This window comes from Bradyrhizobium sp. SRL28 (assembly GCF_018596315.1).
Lineage (GTDB): Bacteria > Pseudomonadota > Alphaproteobacteria > Rhizobiales > Xanthobacteraceae > Bradyrhizobium.
Genome location: NZ_JAHEAG010000014.1, coordinates 101066 through 127871, shown reverse-complemented (window position 1 = coordinate 127871; position 26806 = coordinate 101066). Strand labels below are relative to the sequence as shown.

General features: G+C 61.4%; 25 protein-coding genes and 2 tRNA genes. 18 read left to right on the top strand and 9 right to left on the bottom strand.

Annotation, left to right across the window (positions count from 1 at the left end):
* Positions 1-3 precede the first annotated feature (3 nt).
* On the top strand, positions 4-1194 hold the full coding sequence (gene carA, locus KIP88_RS24985; protein ID WP_214490687.1) for a glutamine-hydrolyzing carbamoyl-phosphate synthase small subunit: 1191 nt from the start codon (positions 4-6) through the stop codon (positions 1192-1194).
* Positions 1195-1413: 219 nt separating this feature from the next.
* Positions 1414-1947, top strand: coding sequence for a cupin domain-containing protein (locus tag KIP88_RS24980; RefSeq protein WP_214490686.1), 534 nt, complete (start codon positions 1414-1416; stop codon positions 1945-1947).
* 14 nt (positions 1948-1961) lie between these two features.
* Here the strand turns inward: KIP88_RS24980 and KIP88_RS24975 are convergent, their stop codons facing one another.
* Positions 1962-2264, bottom strand: a complete 303-nt coding sequence (locus KIP88_RS24975; protein ID WP_214490685.1) for a hypothetical protein — start codon at positions 2262-2264, stop codon at positions 1962-1964.
* Positions 2265-2922: 658 nt separating this feature from the next.
* Here KIP88_RS24975 and KIP88_RS24970 point away from each other — a divergent pair.
* From KIP88_RS24970 to KIP88_RS24950, 5 genes are all read left to right on the top strand, one after another.
* Complete coding sequence (locus KIP88_RS24970; RefSeq protein WP_214490741.1) at positions 2923-3126, top strand: hypothetical protein; 204 nt, start codon at positions 2923-2925, stop codon at positions 3124-3126.
* 94 nt (positions 3127-3220) lie between these two features.
* Positions 3221-4882 (top strand): DUF1254 domain-containing protein, encoded by a 1662-nt coding sequence (locus KIP88_RS24965; protein ID WP_214490684.1) that lies wholly within the window; start codon positions 3221-3223, stop codon positions 4880-4882.
* 719 nt (positions 4883-5601) lie between these two features.
* The gene (locus tag KIP88_RS24960; protein WP_214490683.1) at positions 5602-7065 is read left to right on the top strand and encodes a DUF1254 domain-containing protein; all 1464 of its coding nucleotides are present in this window, start codon (positions 5602-5604) and stop codon (positions 7063-7065) included.
* 178 nt (positions 7066-7243) lie between these two features.
* Complete coding sequence (locus tag KIP88_RS24955; protein ID WP_214490682.1) at positions 7244-8353, top strand: HlyD family secretion protein; 1110 nt, start codon at positions 7244-7246, stop codon at positions 8351-8353.
* Positions 8354-8726: 373 nt separating this feature from the next.
* Positions 8727-9749, top strand: coding sequence for a transporter (locus KIP88_RS24950; protein ID WP_214490735.1), 1023 nt, complete (start codon positions 8727-8729; stop codon positions 9747-9749).
* A 152-nt stretch (positions 9750-9901) separates the two neighbouring features.
* Here the strand turns inward: KIP88_RS24950 and KIP88_RS24945 are convergent, their stop codons facing one another.
* Together KIP88_RS24945 and KIP88_RS24940 are read right to left on the bottom strand one after the other, a co-directional pair.
* Positions 9902-10210 (bottom strand): hypothetical protein, encoded by a 309-nt coding sequence (locus tag KIP88_RS24945; RefSeq protein ID WP_214490681.1) that lies wholly within the window; start codon positions 10208-10210, stop codon positions 9902-9904.
* Positions 10211-10419: 209 nt separating this feature from the next.
* Positions 10420-10998, bottom strand: a complete 579-nt coding sequence (locus tag KIP88_RS24940; RefSeq protein WP_214490680.1) for a DNA starvation/stationary phase protection protein — start codon at positions 10996-10998, stop codon at positions 10420-10422.
* Positions 10999-11075: 77 nt separating this feature from the next.
* Here KIP88_RS24940 and KIP88_RS24935 point away from each other — a divergent pair, with 77 nt between their 5' ends.
* The 5 genes from KIP88_RS24935 (at position 11076) to KIP88_RS24915 (ending at position 17349) form a co-directional block, all read left to right on the top strand.
* The gene (locus tag KIP88_RS24935) at positions 11076-11780 is read left to right on the top strand and encodes a class I SAM-dependent methyltransferase (RefSeq protein ID WP_214490679.1); all 705 of its coding nucleotides are present in this window, start codon (positions 11076-11078) and stop codon (positions 11778-11780) included.
* A gap of 81 nt (positions 11781-11861) precedes the next feature.
* Positions 11862-11937, top strand: a tRNA-OTHER gene (locus KIP88_RS24930).
* Positions 11938-12236: 299 nt separating this feature from the next.
* The gene (gene carB, locus KIP88_RS24925) at positions 12237-15701 is read left to right on the top strand and encodes a carbamoyl-phosphate synthase large subunit (protein ID WP_214490678.1); all 3465 of its coding nucleotides are present in this window, start codon (positions 12237-12239) and stop codon (positions 15699-15701) included.
* Positions 15702-15914: 213 nt separating this feature from the next.
* Positions 15915-16391 carry a transcription elongation factor GreA gene (greA, locus tag KIP88_RS24920; protein WP_214490677.1) on the top strand — a complete coding sequence of 159 codons (477 nt, stop codon included), beginning with the start codon at positions 15915-15917 and terminating at the stop codon, positions 16389-16391.
* A 547-nt stretch (positions 16392-16938) separates the two neighbouring features.
* Complete coding sequence (locus KIP88_RS24915; RefSeq protein WP_214490734.1) at positions 16939-17349, top strand: DoxX family protein; 411 nt, start codon at positions 16939-16941, stop codon at positions 17347-17349.
* A 130-nt stretch (positions 17350-17479) separates the two neighbouring features.
* Here KIP88_RS24915 and KIP88_RS24910 read toward each other — a convergent pair whose 3' ends face one another.
* Positions 17480-17959, bottom strand: coding sequence for an Lrp/AsnC family transcriptional regulator (locus tag KIP88_RS24910; protein ID WP_214490676.1), 480 nt, complete (start codon positions 17957-17959; stop codon positions 17480-17482).
* Between the two features lie 279 nt (positions 17960-18238).
* Between KIP88_RS24910 and trxB the strand changes: the two genes are divergently transcribed.
* The 3 genes from trxB to dapA all read left to right on the top strand — a co-directional run bounded on the left by trxB (position 18239) and on the right by dapA (position 21641).
* Entirely contained in the window at positions 18239-19204 is a 966-nt protein-coding gene (gene trxB / locus KIP88_RS24905) for a thioredoxin-disulfide reductase (RefSeq protein ID WP_214490675.1), read from the top strand.
* Between the two features lie 2 nt (positions 19205-19206).
* A complete protein-coding gene (locus tag KIP88_RS24900; protein WP_214490674.1) occupies positions 19207-20127 on the top strand; it encodes a LysR family transcriptional regulator in 921 nt (306 codons plus the stop codon).
* A 581-nt stretch (positions 20128-20708) separates the two neighbouring features.
* A complete protein-coding gene (gene dapA, locus KIP88_RS24895; RefSeq protein WP_214490673.1) occupies positions 20709-21641 on the top strand; it encodes a 4-hydroxy-tetrahydrodipicolinate synthase in 933 nt (310 codons plus the stop codon).
* Between the two features lie 64 nt (positions 21642-21705).
* Here dapA and KIP88_RS24890 read toward each other — a convergent pair whose 3' ends face one another.
* On the bottom strand, positions 21706-21846 hold the full coding sequence (locus KIP88_RS24890) for a hypothetical protein (protein WP_214490672.1): 141 nt from the start codon (positions 21844-21846) through the stop codon (positions 21706-21708).
* 233 nt (positions 21847-22079) lie between these two features.
* On the opposite strand from KIP88_RS24890, the gene KIP88_RS47905 reads away from it, so the two are divergent.
* Positions 22080-22214 (top strand): hypothetical protein, encoded by a 135-nt coding sequence (locus KIP88_RS47905; protein ID WP_283848527.1) that lies wholly within the window; start codon positions 22080-22082, stop codon positions 22212-22214.
* A gap of 226 nt (positions 22215-22440) precedes the next feature.
* On the opposite strand, the gene KIP88_RS24885 is transcribed toward KIP88_RS47905, so the two are convergent.
* From KIP88_RS24885 to KIP88_RS24875, 3 genes are all read right to left on the bottom strand, one after another.
* Positions 22441-23121: a ParA family protein gene (locus KIP88_RS24885; RefSeq protein ID WP_214490671.1), complete on the bottom strand. Its 681-nt coding sequence runs from the start codon at positions 23119-23121 to the stop codon at positions 22441-22443.
* Between the two features lie 188 nt (positions 23122-23309).
* The gene (locus KIP88_RS24880) at positions 23310-23639 is read right to left on the bottom strand and encodes a hypothetical protein (RefSeq protein ID WP_214490670.1); all 330 of its coding nucleotides are present in this window, start codon (positions 23637-23639) and stop codon (positions 23310-23312) included.
* Between the two features lie 134 nt (positions 23640-23773).
* Positions 23774-24136, bottom strand: coding sequence for a hypothetical protein (locus KIP88_RS24875; protein WP_214490669.1), 363 nt, complete (start codon positions 24134-24136; stop codon positions 23774-23776).
* A gap of 440 nt (positions 24137-24576) precedes the next feature.
* Here KIP88_RS24875 and KIP88_RS24870 point away from each other — a divergent pair, with 440 nt between their 5' ends.
* Both KIP88_RS24870 and KIP88_RS24865 read left to right on the top strand, forming a co-directional pair.
* A complete protein-coding gene (locus KIP88_RS24870) occupies positions 24577-25365 on the top strand; it encodes an alpha/beta fold hydrolase (RefSeq protein ID WP_214490668.1) in 789 nt (262 codons plus the stop codon).
* On the top strand, positions 25358-26509 hold the full coding sequence (locus KIP88_RS24865) for a PAS domain-containing sensor histidine kinase (RefSeq protein WP_249790996.1): 1152 nt from the start codon (positions 25358-25360) through the stop codon (positions 26507-26509). Before KIP88_RS24870 ends, KIP88_RS24865 begins: the two co-directional genes overlap by 8 nt.
* A 105-nt stretch (positions 26510-26614) precedes the next feature.
* Here KIP88_RS24865 and KIP88_RS24860 read toward each other — a convergent pair.
* Positions 26615-26691 (bottom strand) — tRNA-His (locus KIP88_RS24860).
* Between the last annotated feature and the right edge of the window lie 115 nt (positions 26692-26806).

Genomic DNA, 26806 nt, shown 5'->3' with positions numbered 1-26806 from the left:
CTCATGACAACATCTGAAAACGCCTCAGCCTGGCCGGACCACAAACCGACCGCGCTCCTCGTGCTTGCCGACGGTACCGTGCTGGAGGGTTTTGGCCTCGGCGCGGAAGGCCACGCCGTCGGCGAGGTCTGCTTCAACACCGCGATGACCGGTTATGAGGAGATCCTCACCGATCCCTCCTATGCCGGGCAGCTGATCACCTTCACCTTCCCGCATATCGGCAATGTCGGCACCAACGATGAAGACATCGAGACGGTGAACATGGCCGCGACGCCGGGCGCGCGCGGCGTGATCCTGCGCTCGGCCATCACTGATCCCTCGAACTACCGCGCCACCAAACATCTCGACCAGTGGCTGCGCGCCCGCGGCATCATTGGTCTCTCCGGCATCGATACCCGCGCGCTGACCGCACTGATCCGCAGCAAGGGCATGCCGAATGCGGTGATCGCCCATTCGAAGAGCGGCGAGTTCGACCTGCATGGCATGAAGGAAGAGGCGCGCGAATGGCCGGGCCTCGAAGGCATGGACCTGGTGCCGATGGTGACGTCGGCCCAGCGCTTCACCTGGGACGAGACGCCATGGGCCTGGGAAAAGGGTTTTGGCCGGCTGAGCGACCCGGAGTTCAACGTGGTCGCGATCGACTACGGCATCAAGCGCAACATTCTGCGGCTGCTCGCCGGTGAAGGCTGCAAGGTTACGGTGGTGCCGGCAACGACCTCGGCCGAAGACATTCTGGCGATGAAGCCGGACGGCGTGTTCTTGAGCAACGGCCCGGGCGACCCGGCCGCGACAGGCAAATACGCGGTGCCCGTCATCCAGCAGGTGATTGCATCGGGCACGCCGACCTTCGGCATCTGCCTGGGTCACCAGATGCTGGGCCTCGCCGTCGGCGCCAAGACCATGAAGATGCATCAGGGCCATCACGGCGCCAATCATCCGGTCAAGGACGAGACCACCGGCAAGGTGGAGATCACCTCCATGAACCACGGCTTTGCCGTGGATCAGGCGACGCTGCCGGAGGGCGCGACGCAGACCCACATCTCACTGTTCGACGGCTCCAATTGCGGCATCGAGCTCAAGGGCAAGCCGGTATTCTCGGTGCAGTACCACCCCGAAGCCTCGCCGGGCCCGCGCGACTCGCATTATTTGTTCAAGCGGTTCGCCGATCTGATGCGGGCGAACAAGCGGGCGTAAGGCGCCCTCCCCGTCATTGATCGCGCATGCGACGACGACGTGCCTGGTTTTCGAGATTCCAAGGGGAACGTGAGGCACGGACGGCGGTTTGAAGATGTAGAATCGTATGGTGGGCAAAGCGAAGCGTGCCCACCATCTTGCACATAGCAAGACAATGGTGGGCACGTCGCTAACGCTCCTTTGCCCACCCTACGGTTCTACGACTCGCGGAGGAAGCCCATGTCCGTCGTCAGCGCCGATATCGAGCCCCTCACCTTCATCTTTGAAGACGACGGCCTCGTGCCGAACAACCCGATGCCGTTCCTGGTCTACAAGGGCGCGGTCGATGTCGCCAACGATCACCCGGAAAAAACCATCGAGGGACTGTTCGGCGCGAATGGCTGGGGCGCGATGTGGCGCAATGGCGTCTACGACTATGCGCACTATCATGCCACCGTGCACGAGGTGCTCGGCGTCGCCCGCGGGCATGCGCGCGTGCAGTTCGGCGGTGACCACGGCGAGGCACTGGAGATATCGGCCGGCGACGTTGCGATCCTGCCCGCGGGGACCGGCCACCAGTTGATATCGGCCAGCGAAGATTTCTGCGTGGTCGGCGCCTATCCGCCGGGACCGCCGATGCAGATCACGCGGCCGACGCCGGAGAACCACGCGAAAGCATTGAAGACGATTCCGGAAGTGAAGCTGCCGAAGACCGATCCGGTCAGGGGCGCAGACGGCCCGCTGGTCAGGCTGTGGAAGCGCAGCGCGCGATAATGCGGCCGCGACCGTCAGCCGCGGCGGGCGATCGGCAAGTTCGAGTTGGCTGAAACATCCGCTGCCTGCTCGCCGGAAGACAGCCGCATCGCGGCGACCCGGGCGACAAAAAGCCCGATGACGAGATTTGCCCGTTCAGTCTCCAGTCTGTCGCGGATCGGCCCGATCGGCTCGGTCGCGCACATGGTCTTGATGCAATCGAGGGTGCGGGACAATGAATCCACCACCGCCAATATCGGCTCCATGGCCGGCGGCGCCGCCTGCGGCTCCGACACGGCTTCAGACTGCGGGCCACGAAATTCAATTACTTTCTGCATCGCTCGATTCCAAATCAGAACAGCCAGTAACGCACGGCCCGATTGCACCCCGCATCATCCTGTATGGGCTCACGGGCGGCTTTCATCATAGCGAAGCCTCCCACAGCCTCGCTTAAATTGATTATCGGAATCTTGCAGCACAATCTAAAGACGCGCGCTTTTTTCGCGCATTCTGATCATTTTTCTCGCTGGCTAGAGATATGCCGTGTAGGAGGTCACCCGCACCAGAATGGACGCCAGAAGACCGATCACGCCCGCGTTGCCGGCAAACGCGGAGGCGCTGCCGGACATTCCCGGCCGATAAATCCGCCTGTTAACAGCGAGATAGTCCCGGACAACAGGCCCATCGCACCAGCTTGAATTTCGGGAGCACGGCCTACAGCGCGACGAGATGGAGGCACAGAATATTGATCATCGCTGGCCCTCGTTGTTAGGTTGTGCTATCCTTCTGCCCGTGGAGGTAGCCGAAGTCTCACTTCGAAGTGCCCTACAACGACAACCTTTATAGCATCGAAATTCCAGCAATCCTGTTTCGATTCTGCAGACGCCATACAGCGTTGAATGCAGCGGGTGTTGCACATTCAGTTGCACGCTCTTTCACGCGCCCAAGCGCGAGCGCCTCAAGTCGTTCCGTGGTTTTCGTACAAGGAATGATGTCATGCGTATCGCAACACTGAATCAGATTTTCGGAATGCTCGCCGTAACCGCGACGTTGTGCGAGACCGAAACAGCGCTCCATTCGGCATTTCGCGGCGCCATGGATGCCGGCGCCGCTGGCGCCGCCGCATTTGGTGCGGCCACGTACTACCACCCATACGCCCGTCCGGCCTGCGGCTATTACCCCTATCCGCCCTGTTACTGAGACGAGACGGCAGGGCAGGCGCGCGACGCCGGGAGCCAGGGCGCCGCCGATATGCCGTAGCGGTATCTGGTAGATACAAATGGAGGTTAAGGCCATGAAACTCGCTTACAGTAATCTCCCTATCCTGACAGTCATTCTCGCCGCAACTCTTGCTGCCAACGGAGAAACCGTCGCCCAGACTGCCGCCGCAATCCCTCCTTCGCTCACAACGCCGGACCGGGTCGAGACCCGGATCGGCACCCTTGAGTTCAAGGACGGCGCACCGACGGTGGAAACCGCAGAGAAGGTGCGCGACACGCTGGACTTCACGCGCGCGCTGGATGTGTACAACAACAGCTTCCGCGGCGCCTCGGCCTATGCCATCGGCAAGGGCCTCCAAGGCATCGGCGCCGAGGACAACACGCCGGTCATCTACTCCGAGCTGATGGACGCAAAGTCGCTGTTTCTTACGGCCAACGCCGACACCATCTACTACTTCGCAATGGTGAACCTGTTGAAGGGCCCGATGGTGGTGGAGCAGCCGCCGAAGGGACTGGGCACCATCAACGACATGTGGTTCTCGTGGATCGTCGATATCGGCTTCCCCGGCCCCGATCGCGGCGAAGGCGGCAAGTACCTGCTCGTGCCGCCCGGTTACGACGGCCCGCTGCCCGAAGGCGGCTTCTACATCGCGCGCTCGAAGACCAACCGCGTGATATATGCAGCGCGATCTTTCCTGGTCAACAACGATCCCAAGCCAACCGTTGAGCTGATCAAGAAACACCTCAAGATCTATTCCTACACGCCGGGTGGCGAAGGCACGAGCATCGCTACAGCTCTCGAAGGAACTGTCCGTCTCGGCAAGAACCCGCCGGTGCCTGAAACCAAGTTCGTTGAAGGTAGCGGTAAGGCGTTCAACACGATTCCTCCAGGCGACTACGGTTTCTACGAAATGATCAACGAGAACGTTCAGCAGGAGCCGGCGACCAGTTACGATGTCGAACTGGCCGGTCAACTCGCCGCCATCGGCATCGTGAAGGGCAAGCCGTTCAAGCCCGATGAACGGATGAAGAAGATCCTCACCGATGCTGCCGCCGTGGGCAACGCGACCGGCCGCCTGCTGAACTGGCGCTCCGCCGTGTCTCATCCGGAATGGTCGTATTACCCCGGCTCGATGTGGGCCAACATGCTGTGGGAAGGTGGCGCCAACTTCGAGACGCCGCCGCCGGAGTTCACCAAGGACGGCATGTTCAAGCCACTTCCGCCGACCGGCGCGCGGACTCTCGACTCGCGGACGGCGTTCTACTACGGCTACACGCTCGATTCGCCGGGCATGATCATGCGCATTCCCGATGTCGGCTCGCAGTATCTCATGGGCTTCGTCGATTCCGCCGGCAACCCCTACGACGGCGGCAAGACCTACAAGGTGACGCTCCCCAAAGATATCCCGGCGCGGGCGTTCTGGTCGTTCACGGTTTACGACAACCAGACTCGATCGATGCTTGATACGCCACAGCGCTTCCCGCGTGCCGGCAGCCAGAGGTATCCGTCGCCCGCCGCCGAAGCCAGCGCCGACGGCTCCACAACGATATACTTCGGCCCGACGCAGCCGCAGGGGGTGCCGCGCGGAAATTGGATTCAGACCACGCCCGGCAAGGGCTGGTTCACGCTCCTGCGTCTCTACAGCCCGCTCGAGCCGTTCTTCGCCAAGACCTGGCGGCCGAGCGAGATTGAACTCGCTGCCGCTGGTCCAGATACGGTCGGGCGGAAGAACTGAGAAGATCGACAAGCGGGAATGCTTCAACAGGCGGACGCACGGAAGCTTGGTGAGATCGAGCGCCTTCGGTTCATCGAGCGCCGTGTTCGATAGGTCGTGATGCGGCTGCTTCGTATCGGTCCCGCTGGCGTGCGGCGGGACCGGCACGACGCTGCGATGGGAGTTTAAGGACTGCACGCAAATGATGGAGGCGAGCCCCACGAAGGCACGCTTAAACTGACTATCGGAATCTGGCAACCTGCTCTTTGTCCGCGCGCATCTCTGCCGTGCCCGGTATGAATGGAAACGCCACTGACCGTTCGGCGATCACTGCACGGCGTGCCGTGTGAGACAAATTAAAGCGCGCCAAAACGCCGCAAGAAATTCCTCGGCAAGAAATTCCTCGGAAGGAGTACGCCGAACGAGATGACGAGCACGGCTCGCCGTCATTTCACGCCGGTGCTAGCGTAACGCGCATGGAGGTGGCTGAAGACGCGTTTCAGCCGTTAGCTTCCTGGCATCACTTTTCCGAGAACCTTGACTTAAATCAGCAAACACCGCGGCGTTTTGTGTCGCCGATAACACGTCAAGACACCGATTTGAACGCCTGGAGTGACAAGCACTTCCGCGTCGACTGCCGTCTTTTGCAAAAGCAATGGAGCATCACCAAGCGGCGTTCGGTTACCGCCACACGAGCGAGACCACCCCCCCTGCACAACATCAGAAGAGGAGGATTCGACATGCATCGAGGAATTCTGACGCTGACATTGTCTCTCTGCCTCGGCGCGGCCGCTGCGCCGGCGACGCTGGCCCAGACAGCGGCGCCCATCAACGAGGATGAAGCGCGCGCCATTGCGGTGGACGCGTACCTCTATTTCTACCCGCTGCTGTCGATGGACGTCACGCGCAAGCAACTCACAAACGTTGAAGCCGGAAAAGAGAGCCTTAAAGGCCCGATGAATACGTTCGCCAATGCGCGCGAATACCCGCCGGCCGATTTCAAGGGTGTGGTGCGGCCGAATTTCGATACGCTCTATTCCTCCTCCTGGTTGGACATGACCAGAGAGCCTGTCGTCGTCAGCGTTCCCGATACCAATGGACGCTACTATCTGCTGCCGATGCTCGACATGTGGACGGACGTATTCGCATCGCCGGGCTGGCGAACCACGGGCACCAAGGCCGGCACCTTCCTGCTGACGCCGGCCGGCTGGCGGCCGGATTTGCGCGACAGGTTTGTCGAGGAGTTCAAGCTTCCAAAGGACACGCAGCGGATCGAAGCGCCAACACCCTATGTCTGGGTGATCGGCCGCACCAAGACAGATGGTCCGGCGGACTACAATGCGGTTAACCAGATCCAGGCGGGTTACAAAGTCACGCCGCTTTCAGAATTTGGAAAGACACCCAAGCCGGCCGAATTCACGGCCGACCCGAGCGTGGATATGAAAACGCCGCCCAAGGTCCAGGTCGATACCATGACGGCTGCCGCCTATTTCGCCTATGCAGCCGAGTTGCTCAAGCTCCATCCGCCGCACGTCACCGACGAGCCGATCATCGCCCAGATGCGGAGAATCGGCATCGAACCCGGCAAGAGCTTTGATATCAGCAAGCTCGATCCCGCCGTGCAGCGGGGGCTGGAAGCCGCGCCGCGGGAAGCCCAGAAGCTGATGGCGTGGAAGGTGCCGACACTGGCGCGTGTCGCCAACAACTGGTCCATGAACACGGACACCATGGGCGTTTACGGCAATTACTACCTGAAGCGGGCGATCATCTCGCAGGTGGGGCTCGGGGCCAACCTGCCCGAGGACGCCATCTATCCGCTCAATCTCGCCGACGAATCCGGCAAGCCGCTCGATGGCGCAAACAAATACACGATCACGTTCGAGAAAGGCGCCGCCCCTCCGGTCAATGCGTTCTGGTCGATCACCCTTTACGATCCGGAAGGCTTCCAGGTCGGCAACGTACTGAACCGCTTTGCGGTCTCTAGCTGGATGCCGTTCAAATACAACCCGGACGGTTCGCTCGATCTCTATTTCCAGAACGCGAGCCTCGGCAAGGAGCTCGAAGCCAACTGGCTTCCGGCGCCGAAGGGAGCCTTCAATCTGACCATGCGCCTTTACGGGCCGAAGTCAGAGGCGCTGACCGGTAAATGGAATCCGCCGCCGGTCGTGAAGTCGCAAACGACGGTGGGCATTTCGGCCCAATGAAAGTTGACGGCACGCCGGCGCTTCGGCGCCGGCGTCGGCTCTCTCGCCGGCCGCTGGCTTGCCGGCTTCAGACTGGAAGACCAAGTCCTTTCTGGGTGAATCCAGTCGTGCAGAAGTGCGTCCGATGGTGGGCGCTGCGATCGGGCGAGTTGACTGCAGGCTGCTCCAGGAGCCCGTCATGCTTATCATCCTGACGCTCTATCTGGTTCTCGTGTGGCTCATCTTTTCCAAGCTCAAGCTGGTCAGATGGGGCTGGGCCTCCGGCACCGTCGCGGTGCTGATCGGCGCGTTCATCCTCTCGGTGTTCGTAGCATTGTTCAATTACCTGACCCCGTCGGGAAGCTTCGTGGTCGGTTCTCCCGTTATGGAGATTACGCCCAATGTTTCCGGCCAAGTGATCGAGATACCGGCCAAGCCAAACGAGCCGGTGAAAGCAGGCGCCGTCCTGTTCCGCATCGATCCAGCGCCGTTCCAGTTCAAGGTCAACCAACTCGAGGCGTCAATCGCTCAGGCACGCCAGCAGGTCAAGCAACTGACGGCCAACTATGAGCAGGCGACTGCGAACGTCGACGGGCTGACCAAGCAACTCGCCTATCACAAACAGAGGCTTGCCGATTACAGCAAGCTCACCGACGCGGGCGCGCAGAGCCAGTTTCGCCTGCAAGACACCCAGGTCCAGTACGAAACGGTAGAGTTTCAGTTACAGGCGGCCAAAGCCGCGCAACTGAACGCGCAGTTGGCCAAGGACTCGGAGATCGGCGGTATCAATACGACCGTCGCTCAAACCCAGGCCCAGCTCGAGAATGCCAGATGGGAGCTCGACCAGACGACCATCCGTGCGATCGCCGACGGCAAGGTTACGCAGATGGCGGTGACGGTCGGCGACCGCGCCCTGCAGGCTCGCTCGGTGATGTCGTTCATCATCGCCGACGAAATCGTCATCGTCGGCATGTTCTCGCCGAACGGATTCCAGACCATCAAGCCCGGCGCGCAGGTCAAGCTCGTGTTCGACGACGACCCCGGGCGTATTCACGACGCGACGATTACGGCCATCCCGCAAGGCGTCGGTGAAGGCCAGCTTGCCGTATCGGGGATGCTGGCGCGGGGCAGCTCGATCCGAGGCGCCAAGACCTATCCCGCGATCATTTCCATACCGAAGGATATCGACCGCAGCCAGCTCAAGCTCGGAATCCCCGGCACCGCCACCGTGTTCGCAGAGAACGCCGGCGTCATTGGCTTGATCATGTCGATCCTGGTCTGGATCAGCTCGTATACGGCGTATCTCTGACGGTACTAGTCTAACATTCACGGCGGCCCGTCGCCGAAAAGATGATGGCGGTCGCAGCCGCACCGCCCCATGCGCGCCGACTACCGCCGGGCGTCATCGTCCCGCGACCCATCCGCTGCTGTCACACTCCCGCAATGCCCATTGCAGTGAATAGCAGACGATAATCTCGCGGCTTTAGCGCAACAGTCGCGACAGATTTTCGATCTGGATCGTTTCAGCACGCCAATAGCTTACGACGAGACATTCAATCTATGTCAATCTCGGATTGATCACTGTGATCTCAGGGCATTGGGAGCAGCAGATGACGCAAAAACCATTCAATCGAGGACTCAACGCCCTTCTCAAATATACAGGTGCCGGCCTGTCGATTGCGATGCTGGCCGCCCTTCCCGGCGTGGCACACGCCGATGAAAACGGCGTCAGCTTCTGGGTCCCCGGCTTCTTTGGTAGCCTCGCGGCCACGCCGCAGCAGCCGGGTTGGTCGCTGGCGACGGTCTACTACCATACCTCCGTCTCCGCGGGCGCCGACGTCGCGCGTGCGCGTAACTTCACGCTCGGCAGGGTTCCAGGCAACGTTACCTTAAACGCAAATCTGAATTTGAGCGTCAACGCCACCGGCAATCTTGGCTTTGTGATCCCGACCTATGTATTCGAGACGCCGGTGCTCGGCGGCCAGGCGTCGGTGTCCCTCGTGGCAGCCTATGGCGTCGTCGGCACCAGCCTGGCGGGGACCTTGTCAGGCGTGATCACGGGCCCGTTGGGCAACACCATCCCCTTCTCGCGGTCCGACAGCGTCAGCGACACGACGTGGGGCTTTGGGGATCTGGTCCCGCAATTCGCCTTGCGCTGGAACGCCGGCGTCCACAACTACATGACCTACATCACCGGCGACATCCCGGTCGGCGCTTACCAATCCGACCGCCTGTCGAACCTGGGTATCGGACACGGCGCGATCGATGGCGGCGGCGGCTACACCTATTTCAATCCGCAGACCGGCCACGAATTCTCCGGCGTGCTTGGCTTCACCTACAATACCAAGAATACATCGACGCAGTATCAGAGCGGCGTCGACATGCACTTCGACTGGGGTGCATCGCAATTCCTGTCGAAGCAGGTCATGGTTGGCCTCGTAGGCTATGTCTACAAGCAGCTCGGCTGCGACAGCGGTCCAGGCGACCGTGTCGGCTGCTTCCAGTCCCAGGTGGTTGGCGTCGGTCCCCAGATCGGATTCCTTTTTCCGGTCGGTGACATGCAGGGCTATCTCAATTTGAAGGCTTACGGAGAGTTTGCCGCAGAGAATCGTCCCAGTGGCTGGAATGCCTGGGTCACCTTCGCCATCTCGCCGCCGGCGCCCGGCGCGCCTCCGACAACAAAACCCATCGTCAGAAAATATTAGGATCAGGGTGGCCTGACGTTCGCGATCTCTCCAATGGCTCCCGCCACCACGGACGCCAACGCGCCGGGTGGTGATGAAGCAGCCGCCCGCGATGGTGGCGGCGAACTGCGTTCATTCCATCCTGGCTACTGACAGAAAATCACACCGGGCATTCACCTGGTCCACTGACCCATCTGCAGGCATGTCAGCAAACTGACGTAACTTGGCGTGCCACCGATGCTCTCCTGCGAGGTGCAGCTTGCCCGGCTTGGCGCGGGGAATTTCGACCACTGGCCTGCGAGCTGCCGCTTCGCCTTCTGTTCATCGTTCACGCAGTTCTTCATCGACTGGTCAACGGAGAGGCCGGTGGTGGCGGCGACATCGAGCTTGCAGCTCCGGGCAACGTCGAATTTCGGCACGCCGTCTGCCACCGCAACGATCAACTGCGAGTTCAAAACGATCATCGAGAAAGAGATAGGCATTTCCGGCTCCTCCAGATCGCAGCGAAAGCTTCCGGGCCGCGGCTCCTGTCTGGAAGCTGCAGCGCCAGTCTATGCCAGAACCGGCCGGCACGCGACGAGAATGTCCGATCAAAGGCAGCCGCCGCAGGACGCAGGCCCGCAAAGCCACCGGGTCGCCGCCAATGCGCCCCCGTCGGCCGACCCTGCGCGCCTGCGCAGCGCAACCGCGCTTACGCCGCGTTGGCGCCTTCCTGACGGCTGGCCTCGAACAGGAACCAGGTGCGGCGCTCGGTCTCGTCGATGAAGACTTCGAGCAGGCTTGCGCTGCCGGAATCCTCATGATCGTCGCAAATCTTGTGGGCTTTGCGCATCGCCGCCGCCATGTGCTTGTTGTCTTGCATCAGTTCGCGCAGCATTTCGCGCGGCGGCACATAGGCGTCGTTGTTGTCCTGGATGGTCTGCAGCTTGGCGATCTGCCCGATCGAGCGCAGCGTGGTGCCGCCGAGCTTGCGCACCCGTTCGGCGAGCTGGTCGGTGGTGGCGAAAATCGCCTCCGACTGCTGGTCCAGCATCAGATGATAGTCGTTGAAATGCCGGCCGCTGACATGCCAGTGGAAGTTCTTGGTCTTCAGGTAGAGGGCGAATGCATCCGCCAGCAACGTATTGAGCGATGCGGAGATCTTGTCCACCGCGGCCTGCGGCAGGTCAGTCGGCGTATCAAGTTCGGGGGATACCTTGTCGGATTTGTTGCTGGTTTTGCTCACGTTGCACCTTCCTGTTAGGAACCGGATAGCGGCGGCAGTGGACATTGGCCGTCGGACGACCTAACGCATCACTTTCAGGCTGGTTCCGGTGCCGGAACCAGCCGTCTTGCCGGACGCGCGCGATGGACGAATGGATCGACTATTACGATTCCACGCATACGATTTATGCGAGCAGGCTGCATCGCGACCTGCATTTCCAGATCATCGCGCGCGACATCATCGGCTACATCTCATCGCCCGACTCCGTCGTGCTGGACTATGCCTGCGGCGAGGCGCTGTCCGCCGCCAGGGTGGCCGACGCCTGTGCCAAGCTCTATCTGGCCGAGCCCGCCCCCGGTGTCCGCGGCCGGCTGATCGCGCGCTTTGCGCCGAACACCAAGATCCGCGTCCGTTCGCTCGAGGATCTCACGCGAATGACGGAAAGCTCGATCGATCTCGTCGTCATGAATTCGGTCGCGCAATACATGACGCCCAAAGAGCTGGATTCGGCGCTCGCCGTCGTTCGCCGGCTATTGAAGCCCAACGGCCGCCTGGTGCTGGGCGACATCCTGCGGCCGGAAGTCGGCATGGCCAGGGACGTCCTGGCGCTGTTGAAATTCGCAAAGACCCACGGCTTCCTGAAAGACGCACTGTATGGCCTCGCGAGCACCGCGCTATCGGACTACCGGCAGTTACGCACCCGCGTCGGGCTGCAGCGCTACGGCGAGAATGAGATGATCGAGAAGCTCGCCCGGGCCGGCTTCTCTACCTCGCGCGCGCATCAGAACATCGGCCACAACCCCTGGCGGATGACCTTCGTGGCCCGCCACGCTCTAAAGCTCAATTGAGTCCTGCTGCGCCCTAAGGTTGTTAACCCTAAAGCGCGGTAAGGTATGGTTCACCGCGCCGTGATCGGCGATGATGCCTGCGGCCCGGTGGCGGAAGCGACGACGCGGGAGCAGTGCAATGCTCTTTATCCTGGTTCAAATCCAGGCCGGGCCTCCACGCTTCGCCCTGACGGGCTACGCGTGGCGCAGCCACGCCGGAGACCGGCGGGGCAAAGCGTGTCCGGCGTAGCTTGAGCAAAGCGAAAGCGTAGACGGACCGGGGCCGCCCCGTAGAGCGAAGGCGGACCGAGCGCCAAATCCCCTAATTTCCCCGTTGATGGCCCGTTTTTGGGGGTTTCGCGGGTGCGGAATCTGGTCTAAAGACCACCCGCGCGCGAGGGTGACCCGCGCTCTTGGCTTAGGGGACGCGCAGCATGCGCGCCCTTTTTTTGTGCCTAAAATCCAGTCTGAGAGCTGATGCCCAAAAGAACAGATATCTCCACCATCCTGATCATCGGCGCCGGTCCCATCGTGATCGGCCAGGCCTGCGAATTCGACTATTCCGGCACCCAGGCGGTGAAGACGCTGAAGGAAGAGGGCTACCGCATCGTCCTCGTCAATTCCAATCCGGCCACCATCATGACCGACCCGGAATTGGCGGACGCCACCTATATCGAGCCGATCACCCCCGAAATCGTCGCCAAGATCATCGAGAAGGAACGCCACGTTATCCCGGGCGGCTTTGCGCTGCTGCCGACCATGGGCGGCCAGACCGCGCTGAACTGCGCGCTATCGCTGCGCCGGCAGGGCACGCTCGACAAATTCGACGTCGAGATGATCGGCGCCACCGCCGATGCCATCGACAAGGCTGAAGACCGCCAGCTTTTCCGCAACGCCATGGAGAAGATCGGCCTGCAGACGCCGAAGTCGCGGCTCGCCAACGCCTCGGCGCTGAAGAAGTCCTACCGCGACAAATACCTCGCCGAACGCGAAAAGCTGTCGGGCGCCGCGCTGGAAGAGTGCGAGCGGCAATGGACGCTCGGCGAGAACGAGCGCCGCAAGCGCTACCAGGAGCACGCGCTCGGCGAAGCGCTGATGGCGCTGTCCGAAATCGGGCTGCCCGCTATCATCCGCCCCTCCTTCACCATGGGCGGCACCGGCGGCGGCATCGCCTACAACAAGGAAGAGTTCCTCGACATCATCGAACGCGGCCTCGACGCTTCCCCGACCAACGAAGTTTTGATCGAGGAATCCGTGCTCGGCTGGAAAGAGTTCGAGATGGAGGTGGTGCGCGACAAGAAGGATAATTGCATCATCGTCTGCTCGATCGAGAACCTCGATCCGATGGGCGTGCACACCGGCGATTCCATCACGGTGGCGCCGGCGCTGACGCTGACCGACAAGGAATACCAGATCATGCGCGACGCCTCGCTGGCGGTGCTGCGCGAGATCGGAGTGGAGACCGGCGGATCCAACGTGCAGTTCGGCGTCAATCCCGACGACGGCCGCATGGTGGTGATCGAGATGAACCCGCGCGTGTCGCGCTCCTCGGCGCTGGCTTCCAAGGCCACCGGCTTTCCGATCGCCAAGGTCGCCGCCAAGCTCGCGGTCGGCTACACGCTCGACGAAATCGCCAACGACATCACCGGCGGCGCGACGCCCGCCTCGTTCGAGCCGACGATCGATTACGTCGTCACCAAGGTTCCCCGCTTCGCGTTCGAGAAATTTCCCGGCGCCTCCACCACGCTGACGACGTCGATGAAGTCGGTCGGCGAAGTGATGGCGATCGGCCGCACCTTCCAGGAGAGCCTGCAGAAGGCGCTGCGCGGGCTCGAGACCGGCCTGACCGGGCTCGACGAGATCGAGATCGAGGGGCTGGGCCGCGGCGACGACAAGAACGCGATCCGCGCTGCATTGGGCACGCCGACGCCGAACCGCATCCTGCAGGTGGCGCAGGCGATGCGGCTCGGCTGGTCGAACGAGGAGATCTTCAATTCCTGCAAGATCGATCCGTGGTTCCTCAGCGAGATGCGCGGCATCGTCGACATGGAAGCAAAGGTCAAGGCGAACGGCCTGCCGCCGAACGGCTACGGCATGCGCATGCTGAAGGCGATGGGTTTTTCGGACGCGCGGCTGGCCGTGCTGTCTGAGTCCACCGAGGCCGAGATCACCGCAAAACGTCACGCGCTCGGCGTTCGTCCGGCGTTCAAGCGCATCGACACCTGCGCCGCGGAATTCGCCTCCCCCACCGCCTACATGTATTCGACCTATGAGGCGCCGTTCGCGGGCGCGCTCGCCGATGAGAGCGCACCGTCGGACAAGAAGAAGGTCGTCATCCTCGGTGGCGGCCCGAACCGGATCGGCCAGGGCATCGAATTCGACTATTGCTGCTGCCACGCCTGCTTCGCACTCGCCGACGCCGGCTATGAGACCATCATGGTCAACTGCAATCCGGAGACGGTGTCGACCGACTACGACACCGCCGACCGGCTCTATTTCGAGCCGCTCACCGCCGAGGACGTGCTGGAAATCATCGCCACCGAACGGCAGAACGGCACGCTGCATGGCGTGATCGTGCAGTTCGGCGGCCAGACCCCGCTCAAACTCGCGCGTGCGCTGGAAGCCGCCGACGTGCCGATCCTCGGCACCTCGCCCGACGCCATCGACCTCGCCGAAGACCGCGACCGCTTCAAGCGGGTGCTCGACAAGCTGAGATTAAAGCAGCCCAAGAACGGCATCGCCTATTCGGTCGAGCAGGCGCGGCTGGTGTCGGCCGATCTCGGCCTGCCGCTGGTGGTGCGCCCGTCCTATGTGCTGGGCGGCCGTGCGATGCAGATCATCCGCGAAGAGAACCAGCTCAACGATTATCTGCTCGGCACCCTGCCCGAACTGGTGCCCGGCGACGTCAAGGCGCGCTACCCGAACGACAAGACCGGCCAGATCAATACGGTGCTCGGCACCAATCCGCTGCTGTTCGACCGTTATCTGTCCGACGCCACCGAGATCGACGTCGACTGCCTGTGCGACGGCAAGGACACCTTCATCGTCGGCATCATGGAGCATATCGAGGAAGCCGGCATTCACTCCGGCGATTCCGCCTGTTCGCTGCCGCCGCATTCGCTGGATGGAAAGATGATCGAGGAGCTCGAGCGGCAGACCCGCGAGCTCGCGCTCGGCCTCGACGTCGTCGGCCTGATGAACGTGCAATATGCGATCAAGGACGGCGAGATCTACGTGCTCGAGGTCAATCCGCGGGCGTCGCGCACCGTGCCGTTCGTCGCCAAGGTCGTCGGCACGCCGGTGGCGAAGATCGCAGCACGGATCATGGCCGGCGAGAAGCTCGCCGATTTCAAGCTGAAGAAGAAGCAGCTCGGCCATGTCGGCGTGAAAGAGTCGGTCTTCCCCTTCGCACGTTTCCCCGGCGTCGACACCGTGCTCGGTCCGGAGATGCGCTCGACCGGCGAGGTCATGGGCATCGACCGCTCCTTCGAGGTGGCGTTCGCAAAGAGCCAGCTTGGCGGCGGCACCCGCGTGCCGCGCAAGGGCACGGTGTTCGTCTCGGTGCGCGAGACCGACAAGAACCGCATCACCGAAGCGGTCCGGCTGCTGCATTCGCTCGGCTTCAAGGTGATGGGCACTTCGGGCACCCAGCGCTTCTTGACCGACAACGGCATTCCAACCGAGAAGGTCAACAAGGTGCTGGAAGGACGGCCGCACATCGTGGACGCCATCACCAATGGCGACATCCAGCTCGTTTTCAACACCACCGAGGGGCCGCAGGCGCTGGCCGACAGCCGTTCGCTGCGGCGGGCTGCCCTCTTGCATAAAGTGCCATATTACACCACTCTTTCAGGTGCTGTGGCGGCCGCCCAGGGCATCCGTGCCTATCTGGGCGGGGACCTTGAGGTCCGCACGCTGCAGAGCTACTTTTCCGAAAACTGATCGTTGGCTGGGCCAAATGCCCGCCAAACGATTGGCAATAAAGCCGTATGGCCGGAACTCACCGCCCGTTTGGATGTTGAATCGGCCCTTGAGCGGGCCGAAATTAATAGGCTGGCGGGCTCGCGTTGGGCCATGAAAGCCCGAATTGAAATCTAAAAAGTGCCTCGTGCGCGCGACGCCCTGGGCGGTTCGCACGATGGAAGGACGGAAGATATGGTGGAAAAGGTACCGATGACCGCGAGCGGCTATGCCGCCCTGGAGGTCGAGTTGAAGCAGCGCCAGTCGGTGGAGCGTCCGCGCATCATCGAGCATATCGCCGAGGCGCGCTCGCATGGCGACCTTTCGGAAAACGCGGAATATCACGCCGCCAAGGAAGAGCAGTCGCACAATGAAGGCCGCATCGCCGAGCTCGAAGACAAGCTGGCGCGCGCCGACATTATCGACATCAGCAAGCTCTCGGGCGACACCGTGAAGTTCGGCGCCACTGTCACGCTGGTCGACGAAGACACCGAGAAGAAAACGGTGTGGCAGATCGTGGGCGAGCCCGAAGCCGACGCCAAGAAGGGCCGTATCTCGATCACCTCGCCGCTGGCCCGCGCCCTGATCGGCAAGAAAAAGGGCTCGACGGTGGAAGTCGTGGCGCCGGGCGGCGCCAAGGCCTACGAGATCACCAAGGTCGAGTGGCGATAGAGCGCGACGACATCGTCATCCCGATGACATCGTCATCCCGCTCTATCTCTTTTGATCTGAGCATGATCTCCGCGCAAACGCGTTCCGCGTTTGTCGCGAGGGAAAACCGGTATCCACTTAGCGCTAACGCGGCCCTTCGGGTCCGGATCATGCTGTAGTCACCTGCGAGTAACTGTTGCGACAAAGCCGCGTTTCGACGCGGCTTTTTTATTGCCGCCGCGCTGACAGGATTGTGAGTGGAGATGCGGCGGATTCCATAATAATCCGACTCCGGACAATGCTTATAAATCATAACTAAATGGACGAGGCGCCGGCGCTGCAGGTCTTGCCGTTTTCGCCGCAAGGCGCGCGGCGAGCGGCAGGCTCCGTTGCTTCCGGCGGCATCTTGTTGCGCTGCAATCGCGACAATGCCGTGAAGCGATGACTTGCGAAGGGAATGATTCAATCTTGGGGGTGTTGTGCCTGCATCACACGCAATCGGGCAACACCGTGTAATGTCGTGATGTTAGTAAGTGCGTCAAACAAGGGGGACTATGACATGGACCAAATCGACAAGATGCTCGCGAAATGGGAGCCGACAGCGCTGAGCCTGTTTCGCTTCATCACGGGGCTGCTGCTGTTTCAATTCGGCGTCGCGAAAATTCTGAAGTTTCCGGTAATTCCGGACGGTAACGCTTACGCCTTCCTCAACAAGGTGCAATTGATGTCGCTATCGGGCGCCGCCGGTGCGATCGAGTTGGTTCTGGGCGCGCTTTTGCTGGTCGGACTGTTTACACGGCCCGTCGCCTTCATTCTTGCCGGCGAGATGGCCTTTGCTTATTTCATCGGTCATGCGCCGAGGAATTTCTTCCCGCTCATCAACGGCGGCACGCTCGCGATCCTGTTCTGCTTCGCCTGTCTGTATCTTTCGACCGCGGGCGGCGGACCGTACAGCGTCGACGCGATGCGCAAGAAGTAAGTCGAGACCCGTGGACTCGTAGGGTGGGCAAAGGCGCACTTGCGCCGTGCCCACCCTTTCTTCGGTGTAGAAAAAAATGGTGGGCACGCTTCGCTTTGCCCACCCTACGAAAATTCCGCGCGCTCTCGCTTTAACCCGCCACCTTCACATCGAGCGGCACCGCCGCTTCATATTTCGAATTGTGCAGCACCAGCGACGTCCGCACATTGCGCACGTGGGGGGCTGCCGTCAGATGCGTGACGAAATCCTGAAACGTCGCCATGTCGGGCGCGACGCATTTGAGGATGAAATCCACCTCGCCCGACAGCATCCAGCATTCCCGCACCAACGGCTCGGCGCGGACGAAATCCTCGAACGCGCGCAAATCCGAGTCCGCCTGGCTGGACAGGTGGACGGAGGCAAACACCGTGACGTCGAAGCCGAGCCGCCGCGGATCCAGCAGGCCCCGATAGCCCTGGATGTATCCTTCCTCCTCCAGCGTGCGGACCCGGCGTAGGCAGGGTGGCGGGGAAATACCGACGCGTTTGGCCAGTTCCACGTTGGTGATTCGGCCGTCCGCCTGGATTTCGGAAAGGATTCTGAGGTCGATTTCGTCAAGATTCTTCGACACGCGCGTCGGGTTCCCTAATTTGGCTGCGCTGGGCAGACCTTACTGGCAACTCTCTTAGCGCACAGCGCGCGGCTTGCGCAATTTTATTGCGCGTGCACCGCCACATTTCGCGAATGTGACTTCAGTTCCGGGGAAAATTCGCTGGGATGAATTGCAATTCTTGCATAGCTACCCAGATATCCTAGACTTGGATTTGACACTTTCAGCGCCCCGCGACGTCCTTCCGGGCGCTTTCTGCTGAAGTCACTGAAAACCCCCGAATAAGAGAGGGATCCGCCGATGCCCGCGCCTATCCATGCCAAGGTCGTCATTATCGGTTCCGGCCCCGCCGGTTACACCGCGGCGATCTACGCGGCGCGCGCGATGCTCGAACCCGTATTGATCCAGGGCATCCAGCCCGGCGGACAGCTCACCATCACCACCGACGTGGAAAACTATCCCGGCTTCGCCGACGTCATCCAGGGCCCGTGGCTGATGGAGCAGATGGAGAAGCAGGCGGCGCATGTCGGCACCAAGCTCGTCACCGACCTCGTCAGCAAGCTCGAACTCGCGCAGCGGCCGTTCCGGCTGACCTGCGACAGCGGCGACGTCTATCTGGCGGAAACCGTCATCCTCGCCACCGGCGCGCAGGCGCGCTGGCTCGGCATTCCCTCGGAAGAAAAATTCAAAGGCTTTGGTGTCTCGGCCTGCGCGACCTGCGACGGCTTCTTCTACCGCGGCAAGGAAGTGATGGTGGTCGGCGGCGGCAACACCGCGGTCGAGGAAGCGCTGTTCCTGACCAACTTCGCCTCGCAGGTCACGATCGTGCATCGCCGCGATCATTTCCGCGCCGAGCGCATCCTGCAGGATCGCCTGTTCAAGAACCCCAAGATCAAGGTGATCTGGGATTCCGCGATCGACGAAATCTGCGGCACCGAAAACCCGGGCAAGGTCACCCATGTGCGGCTGAAGAACGTCAAGAGCGGCACGCTGACGGAAGTGCCGGCCGACGGCGTCTTCATCGCCATCGGCCACGCGCCCGCCACCGACCTCGTCAAAGGCCAGATCAAGCTGAAATCATCAGGCTATGTCGAGGTGGCGCCGAACTCGACGGCCACCTCGATCCCCGGCCTGTTCGCTGCCGGCGACGTCGCGGACGAAACCTACCGGCAGGCGGTCACGGCGGCCGGGCTCGGCTGCATGGCGGCCCTTGAGGCCGAACGTTTCCTGGCTTTGCGCGCGAGCGATCGCGCGGCGGCAGAATAATCATGCCTAGATCACGGGACGGATCGGATATGGATTGGGACAAGCTGAAAGTCTTTCACGCGGCTGCGGAGGCGGGAAGCTTTACCCATGCCGGCGAACAGCTCGGGCTTTCGCAATCGGCGGTATCGCGACAGGTCAGCGCGCTGGAGCAGGAGCTCGCGGTGTCGCTGTTCCACCGCCACGCGCGCGGGCTCATCCTCACCGAACAGGGCGACCTGCTGTTCCGCACCGCGCATGACGTATTCATGCAGTTGCAGGCGGCGCGCGCCAAGCTGACCGACAGCCGCGAGAGGCCGAGCGGCGACCTCAAGATCACCACGCCGCCGGCGCTCGGCATCAACTGGCTGATCCCGCGGCTCGACGAGTTCACCGCGCTCTATCCTGATATCCGCATCTCCCTGATCGTCACCGACGAGGATCTCGATCTGTCGATGCGCGAGGCTGACGTTGCGATCCGGACGCGCAAGCCGACCCAGCCGGACCTGATCCAGCGAAAGCTGTTCTCGATCGGCTTCCATGCCTATTGCTCGCCCGAATACATCAAGCGCTTCGGCACGCCGCGGACGCTCGACGACCTCGACTCGCACCGCATCATCATGCTGGGCGACGCGCAGGTTCCGGTGCATCTGCAGAACCGGAGCTGGCTGATCGACGCCGGCCGCAACGGCTCGGGCCCGCGCGAAGCCTACTTTAAGGTCAACAATATCTTAGGACTGGTCCGTGCCTGCCAGCAGGGGCTCGGCATCGCCGCCCTGCCCGATTACCTGGTCGAGGAAAACAACCGCCTGGTGCAGCTGTTCGGCGAAACCGATTCGATCGCGATCGATACCTACTTCGTCTATCCCGAAGAGTTGAAGACGGTCGCACGCGTGCAGGTGTTCCGCGATTTCGTGGTGAGCAAGGCGCAGCGCTGGCCCTCCTAGCGCATGATCGCCGGGCAAACGCTTCGCGTTTGTCCCGAGGGAAAAGCGTTTTCCGAGAAGATTATGCTCCATAAGAAGCTGGGCGCGGGTGACGGTTTCGTCATCCCGCTTTTGCGGATTAGCCTATTTAATAGAGGGCCCGCTCACCGCATGTCAGACATGCGGCTCGGACGGTTGCCGCACAGCACTGATGAGGATCATAGTGCTCAAACGCTGAGCGGTCGCGTCGCGCATATGTCCCCCTCCTCCAGTGGCGCGGCAGTTCAGTAATCCCTCTTGGAAGGTGATTGTGTCGGCCTCACGTGGCCAATACCTCAAGCCGGGCTCTCTTGGGCCCGGCTTTTTTTTCGTCCACGCGTCATGTTGCTACGCGGATTGACATCGAGATCCTCTGCCACCATCATCCCCACATGATCACGAGTTCGTGCGCAGCCTTGTCGTCGAAAAAAGGTCCCCACCTGGGGACCCGAGATCGACGCGCGCGCTAAACTGCCGCAACCCGCGATCCCGAAAGCCCCGCCGTCTGGACGGGGTTTTTTTATTGGTCCCGTCTCCGGCTCACCCCATGAGGAGATGGAACGATGACTACCCCTTTGACTGACGACCTCACAAGCCGCCTTCAGGACCTGTGGCTGCCGCTCATCACGCCGTTTCGCGACGGCGAACTCGACGAGGCGTCGCTACGCCGGCTCGTCAGGCACTATGCGGCCGGCCCGGTCGACGGCTTCATTCTCGCGGCGACGTCGGGCGAAGGCATGTCGCTCCGCACGGACGAACTCGAGCGGCTGGTGACGGTGACACGAAGCGAGCTATCCGGCAGCGGTCGCCACCTGCCGATCCTGCTGGGCCTGTCCGGCGCCTCGACCGCGAAGCTTTTGGATGCACTGGATGAGACGGCGACCTGGCCGATCGACGGCTATCTGATCGCGAGCCCCTATTACATCCGCCCCTCGCAGCGCGGCCTGGTGCAGCATTTCACCGCGCTCGCCGATCACGCCTCGTGGCCGATCGTGCTCTACAACATCCCCTACCGGACCGGCGTCAGCCTCACCAACGAGACGCTGCTGCAACTCGCTTTGCATCCGAACATCGTCGGCATGAAGGATTGCGGCGCCGACCGCGCGCAGTCAATCGACCTCTTAAGTCGGCGGCCACCCGGCTTTCGCGTGCTGACCGGTGAGGACGCGCTGTATCACGAAGCGCTCGCCGACGGCGCAGACGGCGCGATCCTGCTGTCGGCGCATCTGGAGACCGAAGCGTTCGCCTCGGTGCAGACGCTGTTGAAGCAGGGCGATCGCGATGGCGCACGCGCATGCTGGAAGGCCATTTCCGCGCTGACCCGCCTGCTGTTCGCCGAGCCGAGCCCGGCGCCCGCGAAGTATTGGCTCAAGCGCGGCGGACTGATCGACAGTGCGGAAGTGCGCCTGCCGATGGTGGAGGTGAGCGCGGAGCTCGCGGCGCTGCTGGATGAGGAAATCGAGCGGCGCACGCCACCGCTGTTGCGTCGGGCCTGAACGTCGCGCCAAGAGTGATGACTCGGCCCCGCTCGCCTTGGATTGCGAGCGGAAGCAATGCGCTTTAGCTGACCAGCAGCCGATAGGTCAGCACCGGCGCGAAGCCGAGCACCATCGCCCAGATGGCGAACGACGACACCAGGAGAACGTCATGCGCCCGCTGGGCGAGTTCGCTGGTCGGATATCTCTTGTCGTGCGTGATCATTGTGGTTCCCCCCGGTGATGTTCTTTGAGGAGAAACCTACAGATAAAATTTTAATGTCACGGTCGGGCCTTCGCTCGAAGTTGCGGCTTCGCACTCACCAGCCGTTAACCAGGATACCGTGCTGGTTAATCGGCGGTAGCAGGCGCGGTCAAATGCAAGCAAAATCGCAACCGGGTTTTTAAAACCGCTCGCCTATCAAGCTATCAGGAGCAACAAAAACGCGGGGGCGCGTCGTGCACTTCGAAAACAACAACACCATCCCTCAACAGGGCTTTTCCACCGAGGACATTGTGTGGGCCGTCGGCATCTGGTCGGTGATCCTGACGCTGTCGCCGGTCGTCGTGTTCTACGTGCTGATGGTGGCGTAAGCCATATCCTCCTCCGTCATTGCCTGCGACAAACGCGAAGCGTTTGCGCAAGGGAGCGAAGCGACGAAGCAATCCATCTTTCCTTTCGGGGGAAAGATGGATTGCTTCGCTTCGCTCGCAATGACGATGATAGTAAGTTGCCAAGCGCACAAAAAAGAAAAACGCGCGGAGCGCCGCGCGTCTTTGTCAGTCAAGAAAAATCAATCCAGGAAAGAAAGCGGCGTTGTTACGCCGCCTGCTTGTGCATGGCGCCCGAAGCCGACGCCGACCCGCGGATCGCCTTGATCGAACGTTCGATCGCGCCCCACAGCCTGGTGATCTCGGCAGCCGCCCGGCCTTCCGCGTAATATTCGCGGGCGCCTTCGCCCTGGCTCAGCGCCATGATCAGGTCGGCGCGGTTGGTGATCTGGCCGCTCCACACCGGCGCACGGAATTTCGCCAGGGCTTCACGTGCGATGGTGACGATGCGGCTCTCGGCGCCGTCACGTTCGGCAGGTGCGCCGTTGACCACGACCGCGTAGGGCTTGCGCGCCGAGCGGCAGGTCTGAATGGTTTCCTGCACCGCGTTGACGTCGAACACGCCGGGCCGCGCCGGAATGATCACCATCGTGGCGTTACGGATCGCGTCGTCGACGACGGCCGACAGGTTAGGCGGCGTGTCGATGAACACCCATTCGATGCCGTCGCGCTTGGCGGCAGCGACGATGCCGCTGACGGAATTCACCGCGGCCTTGATCGGCGGTTCGTTGGTGCCGCGCAATTTGTGCCAGAGCGTAAGCGATCCCTGTGGGTCGGCATCGACCAGAAGGATGGGCTTCGTTGCCTTGTGAACATGGGCAGCGAGGTGAGCAGCCAGGGTACTCTTTCCCGAGCCCCCCTTACGTGATGCGAAAACAATTACGTTCATATCTTGGCCTCCAGTTGACCCCAGAAGTCGAAAATGAATCACCGGGCTGATTCGCGAAAGAAAAATTTACTGGATGCCGCGATGAAGCCACGTAATTGCCAACAAGGCTGGTTTTTGAGTCACACGTGTGAGCACGGTCACAACCGAAAACGGAATCGGTTGAATGCCTTGCAAAGCGCCTTGATCGCTCATTGCACGGTTTTTGCGCGCTCGCGTTCGAGCTTTGCGCGCTGGCGTTCGAGCCATTTGCGCTCGATCCATCCGAGTCCCTGCGCCATCGGCTTCCGCAGCGGCGGTACGTCCTGCGCGAACAAAAGGAGTCCGAGCGGCAGCATCCAGAGTCCAAGCACTGGCAGGAAGCTGAGAAAGCCGCCGACAACCAGGAGAAGCGCGAGCGGAATCCGAACATAGATCGACGACGGCTTGCGTACCCAGCCGACGAACTTCGCCGGCCCCGACGGCAGCTTCTTCTGAAACCAGGCGAAGTGCCGGTCCAGTTCCTTTTGGTGTTTGCTCAATGAACCCTCTCCTCTTGGCCCAAGGAGATGTTCATTGCAGATGGCGCAAACAAGGCGTCCGTCGGCAGCGCGAGCGAATCTTAAAATAACGTAATACCGTCAGATCGCCCGCGTCGTCAGGTCGCCCGCGCCGTTCAGATCGCGCGTTTCGCCGGCTTTTTGGTTTTGCGCGGCTTGGCGCTCACGGCCTTGCGCGGCGTTGCGGGCCGGATGACCGTCGGCCGGCCGACCGGCCTGGCCGCAGCTTCGCGAGGTTCTGGATCCGGCCTGAAATGCGCCCGGCAAGCCGGCGAGAGCTGGGACTTCTTGGCGACCATGCAGGCGGTCACGCGGCTGATATCGGGAATCTCGGAGCTGCAGAGCCGGAACGCATCGCCGGTGCAGGCCTGCTCTTGTTCGGGCGTGTAGCCCTGAGCCGCGGCGGGCCCGATCGACACCGACAGCGCGACGGCCAGCAGCAATCCAAACTGAAAATTCCCTGCTCGAAAAATCGTCATCCATCCCCCCAGCTCAAAGTTTGGCGAAATTGTGGGTGAACGGATCAGGATTCGCAAGCACGGGTGGACAGCGCGCCACAGCACAAGTGTCGCGGAACATCGAGCCTCCGGGAAAGTAGAGGCCTAAATCAACCGCCCGCATTCATCACTCGAAGGCGAACTCTTACCTCCTCCGCTTCCTCCTTAAGTATTACAATACCTCTATGAAAGCGGACGGCGCAGATGCTGACAAATGGAAGTCGATTTCGACGTCTGCAAAGCGCTAAGCCTCCGCCGCGCGACCGAGAGCACGACATAAATGAAGTCATCCCACGCTGCCGTGAAGATTACAGGCAAGCACTGGAGCGGCTGGCGCTTTTGGCATTGCTTGCGACCGGCGGGCTCATTGCCTCAGCGCCGCACCCGGTCGATAGTATCGGGTCTCCGATAGTGGATCTTTCATGAACGTTTCCGCCCGCAACAATGTCAGGATCAATGGCTCCGGGGAAAAGGCGATGGTCTTTGCCCATGGCTTTGGCTGCGATCAAAACATGTGGCGATTTGTCGAACCAGCCTTCCGAAACAGTTTCCGAACGGTTCTGTTCGATCATGTCGGCGCGGGGGGTTCTGATTTATCGAAGTACGATCCTGTAAAATACGGCAGCTTGTCCGGCTACGCGGACGACCTCATTGAGATCGGGAGAGAGCTGGACTTGAAGGACGCCGTGTTCGTCGGTCACTCCGTGAGTGCGATGATTGGCATCCTGGCCTCGCTCAAAGCGCCAGGTCTGTTTTCAAGCCTCGTACTCGTCGGCCCATCTGCGCGGTATATCGATGACGGTGATTACAGGGGCGGGTTCAGCGCAAACCAGATCGAGGAACTGCTCGAATTCCTCGAGGCAAATCATATGGGATGGTCGGCTCAGATGGCCCCGGCCATCATGGGCAATGCTGACCGGCCGGAGCTGGGCGAAGAATTGACCAACAGCTTCTGTCGAACCGATCCCGATATCGCGAAGCACTTTGCCCGCGTCACCTTCACATCTGACAATCGCGATGATCTCGCAAAAGTGACGACGCCAACGCTCGTTCTGCAATGCTCTGAGGACATCATTGCCTCGACGGAAGTCGGCGAGTACGTCCAGCGTCGCATCCCCGGAAGCAAGCTCGTCATTTTGAATGCGACGGGCCACTGCCCAAACCTGAGTGCGCCGGATGAAGTCATCGCGGCGATGCGCGCCTTTGTCTGAACTCACACCATCGGTACCGGCTTCATCCATCATAGAGGATCTTGAGGACCTTTATGAAAACGCGCCTTGCGGCTATCTCTCGCTCGAACCGGGCGGACGCATCTTCAAGGTAAACAAGACGCTGTGCAATTGGACAGGCTATGGCCCTGAAGAGTTACTCGGCAAGCGACTCCATCACCTTCTGAACATCGCAGGCCGCATGTTTTACGAAACCCACATTGCACCGCTGCTGCGGATGCAGGGTTTCTTTCATGAAGTCGCACTCGATCTCGTCACCGCAAAAGGTGACCTCCTGCCGATGATCGTGAACGCTGCGGAGCGCCGCGATAGCGAGGGAAAGCCGATCTCCACGCGGATCACTTTTCTCAGGGCGACCGAACGTCGCCGATATGAGCGCGAGCTTCTCGACGCCCGCGATCAAAGTCGAAGCCAGGAGGCCGCCGCTCGGGCGAGCCTGACAAGCGAGCGTGAGACCTCGGAACTGCGGGAGCAGTTCATCGCTGTGCTCGGCCATGACCTGAGAAATCCGCTCGCTTCCATCAGCGCAGGCGCCCGCATACTGCTTCGCAAGCCAAAAGACGAAACCGAGACCAAAGTCTTGCAGATGATGGAGACGACCGTCCTGCGCATGGCCGGCCTGATCGATAACGTCCTGGATTTTGCGCGAGGCAGGCTTGGCGGCGGCATTACCCTGAGCAGGAATGCGGACACATCGATAGAGCCTGTTCTGCAGCAAGTGGTCGATGAGTTGCGGACAGCGATGCCGGACCGGCGCATCGAGAGCGATTTTCGGATAACACAGCCGATCAACTGCGATCGAACCCGTCTCGGCCAACTGGTTTCAAATCTGCTTGGAAATGCGCTGACGCATGGCGCGCCTGACAAGCCGGTACTTGTTCGGGCTCTCACCGACAACGGCATGTTCGAGCTTTCGGTCTCCAACGCGGGCGAGCCGATCTCGGCGGAAGCGATGGAGCATCTGTTTCAGCCCTTCTTTCGCGGACGCGTAAGGGCAAGCCTTCAAGGCCTGGGTCTCGGCCTGCATATCGCGTCCGAGATCGCCAGGGCGCACGAGGGCACATTGACCGTGAAATCGGACAGTGAGGAAACCCGGTTTACTTTTCTCATGCCGTTGCGGATCTGATCGCAGAAGCTGGTGAAAGGGCGGGGACTCTCAAGCACGGGTGAACGACACGCCACAGCGCAATCGTCGCGGCAGTTTCGAGTGGGAATTCAGCGCAATGAAGGTTGGTACAGTTGGGTGGGCTCGAACCACCGACCTCCTGTTCCACAGACAGGCGCTCTAACCAACTGAGCTACAACTGCATACCTCACGCGAGGGCCCCAAAAAGGGGGCCTGCGAATGGGCCGGAAACTAGGTGCAACGCCTCGCTTTGGCAAGGCCGCGGAGTGACTGATTGTAGTCGTCCCGAGGGCATTT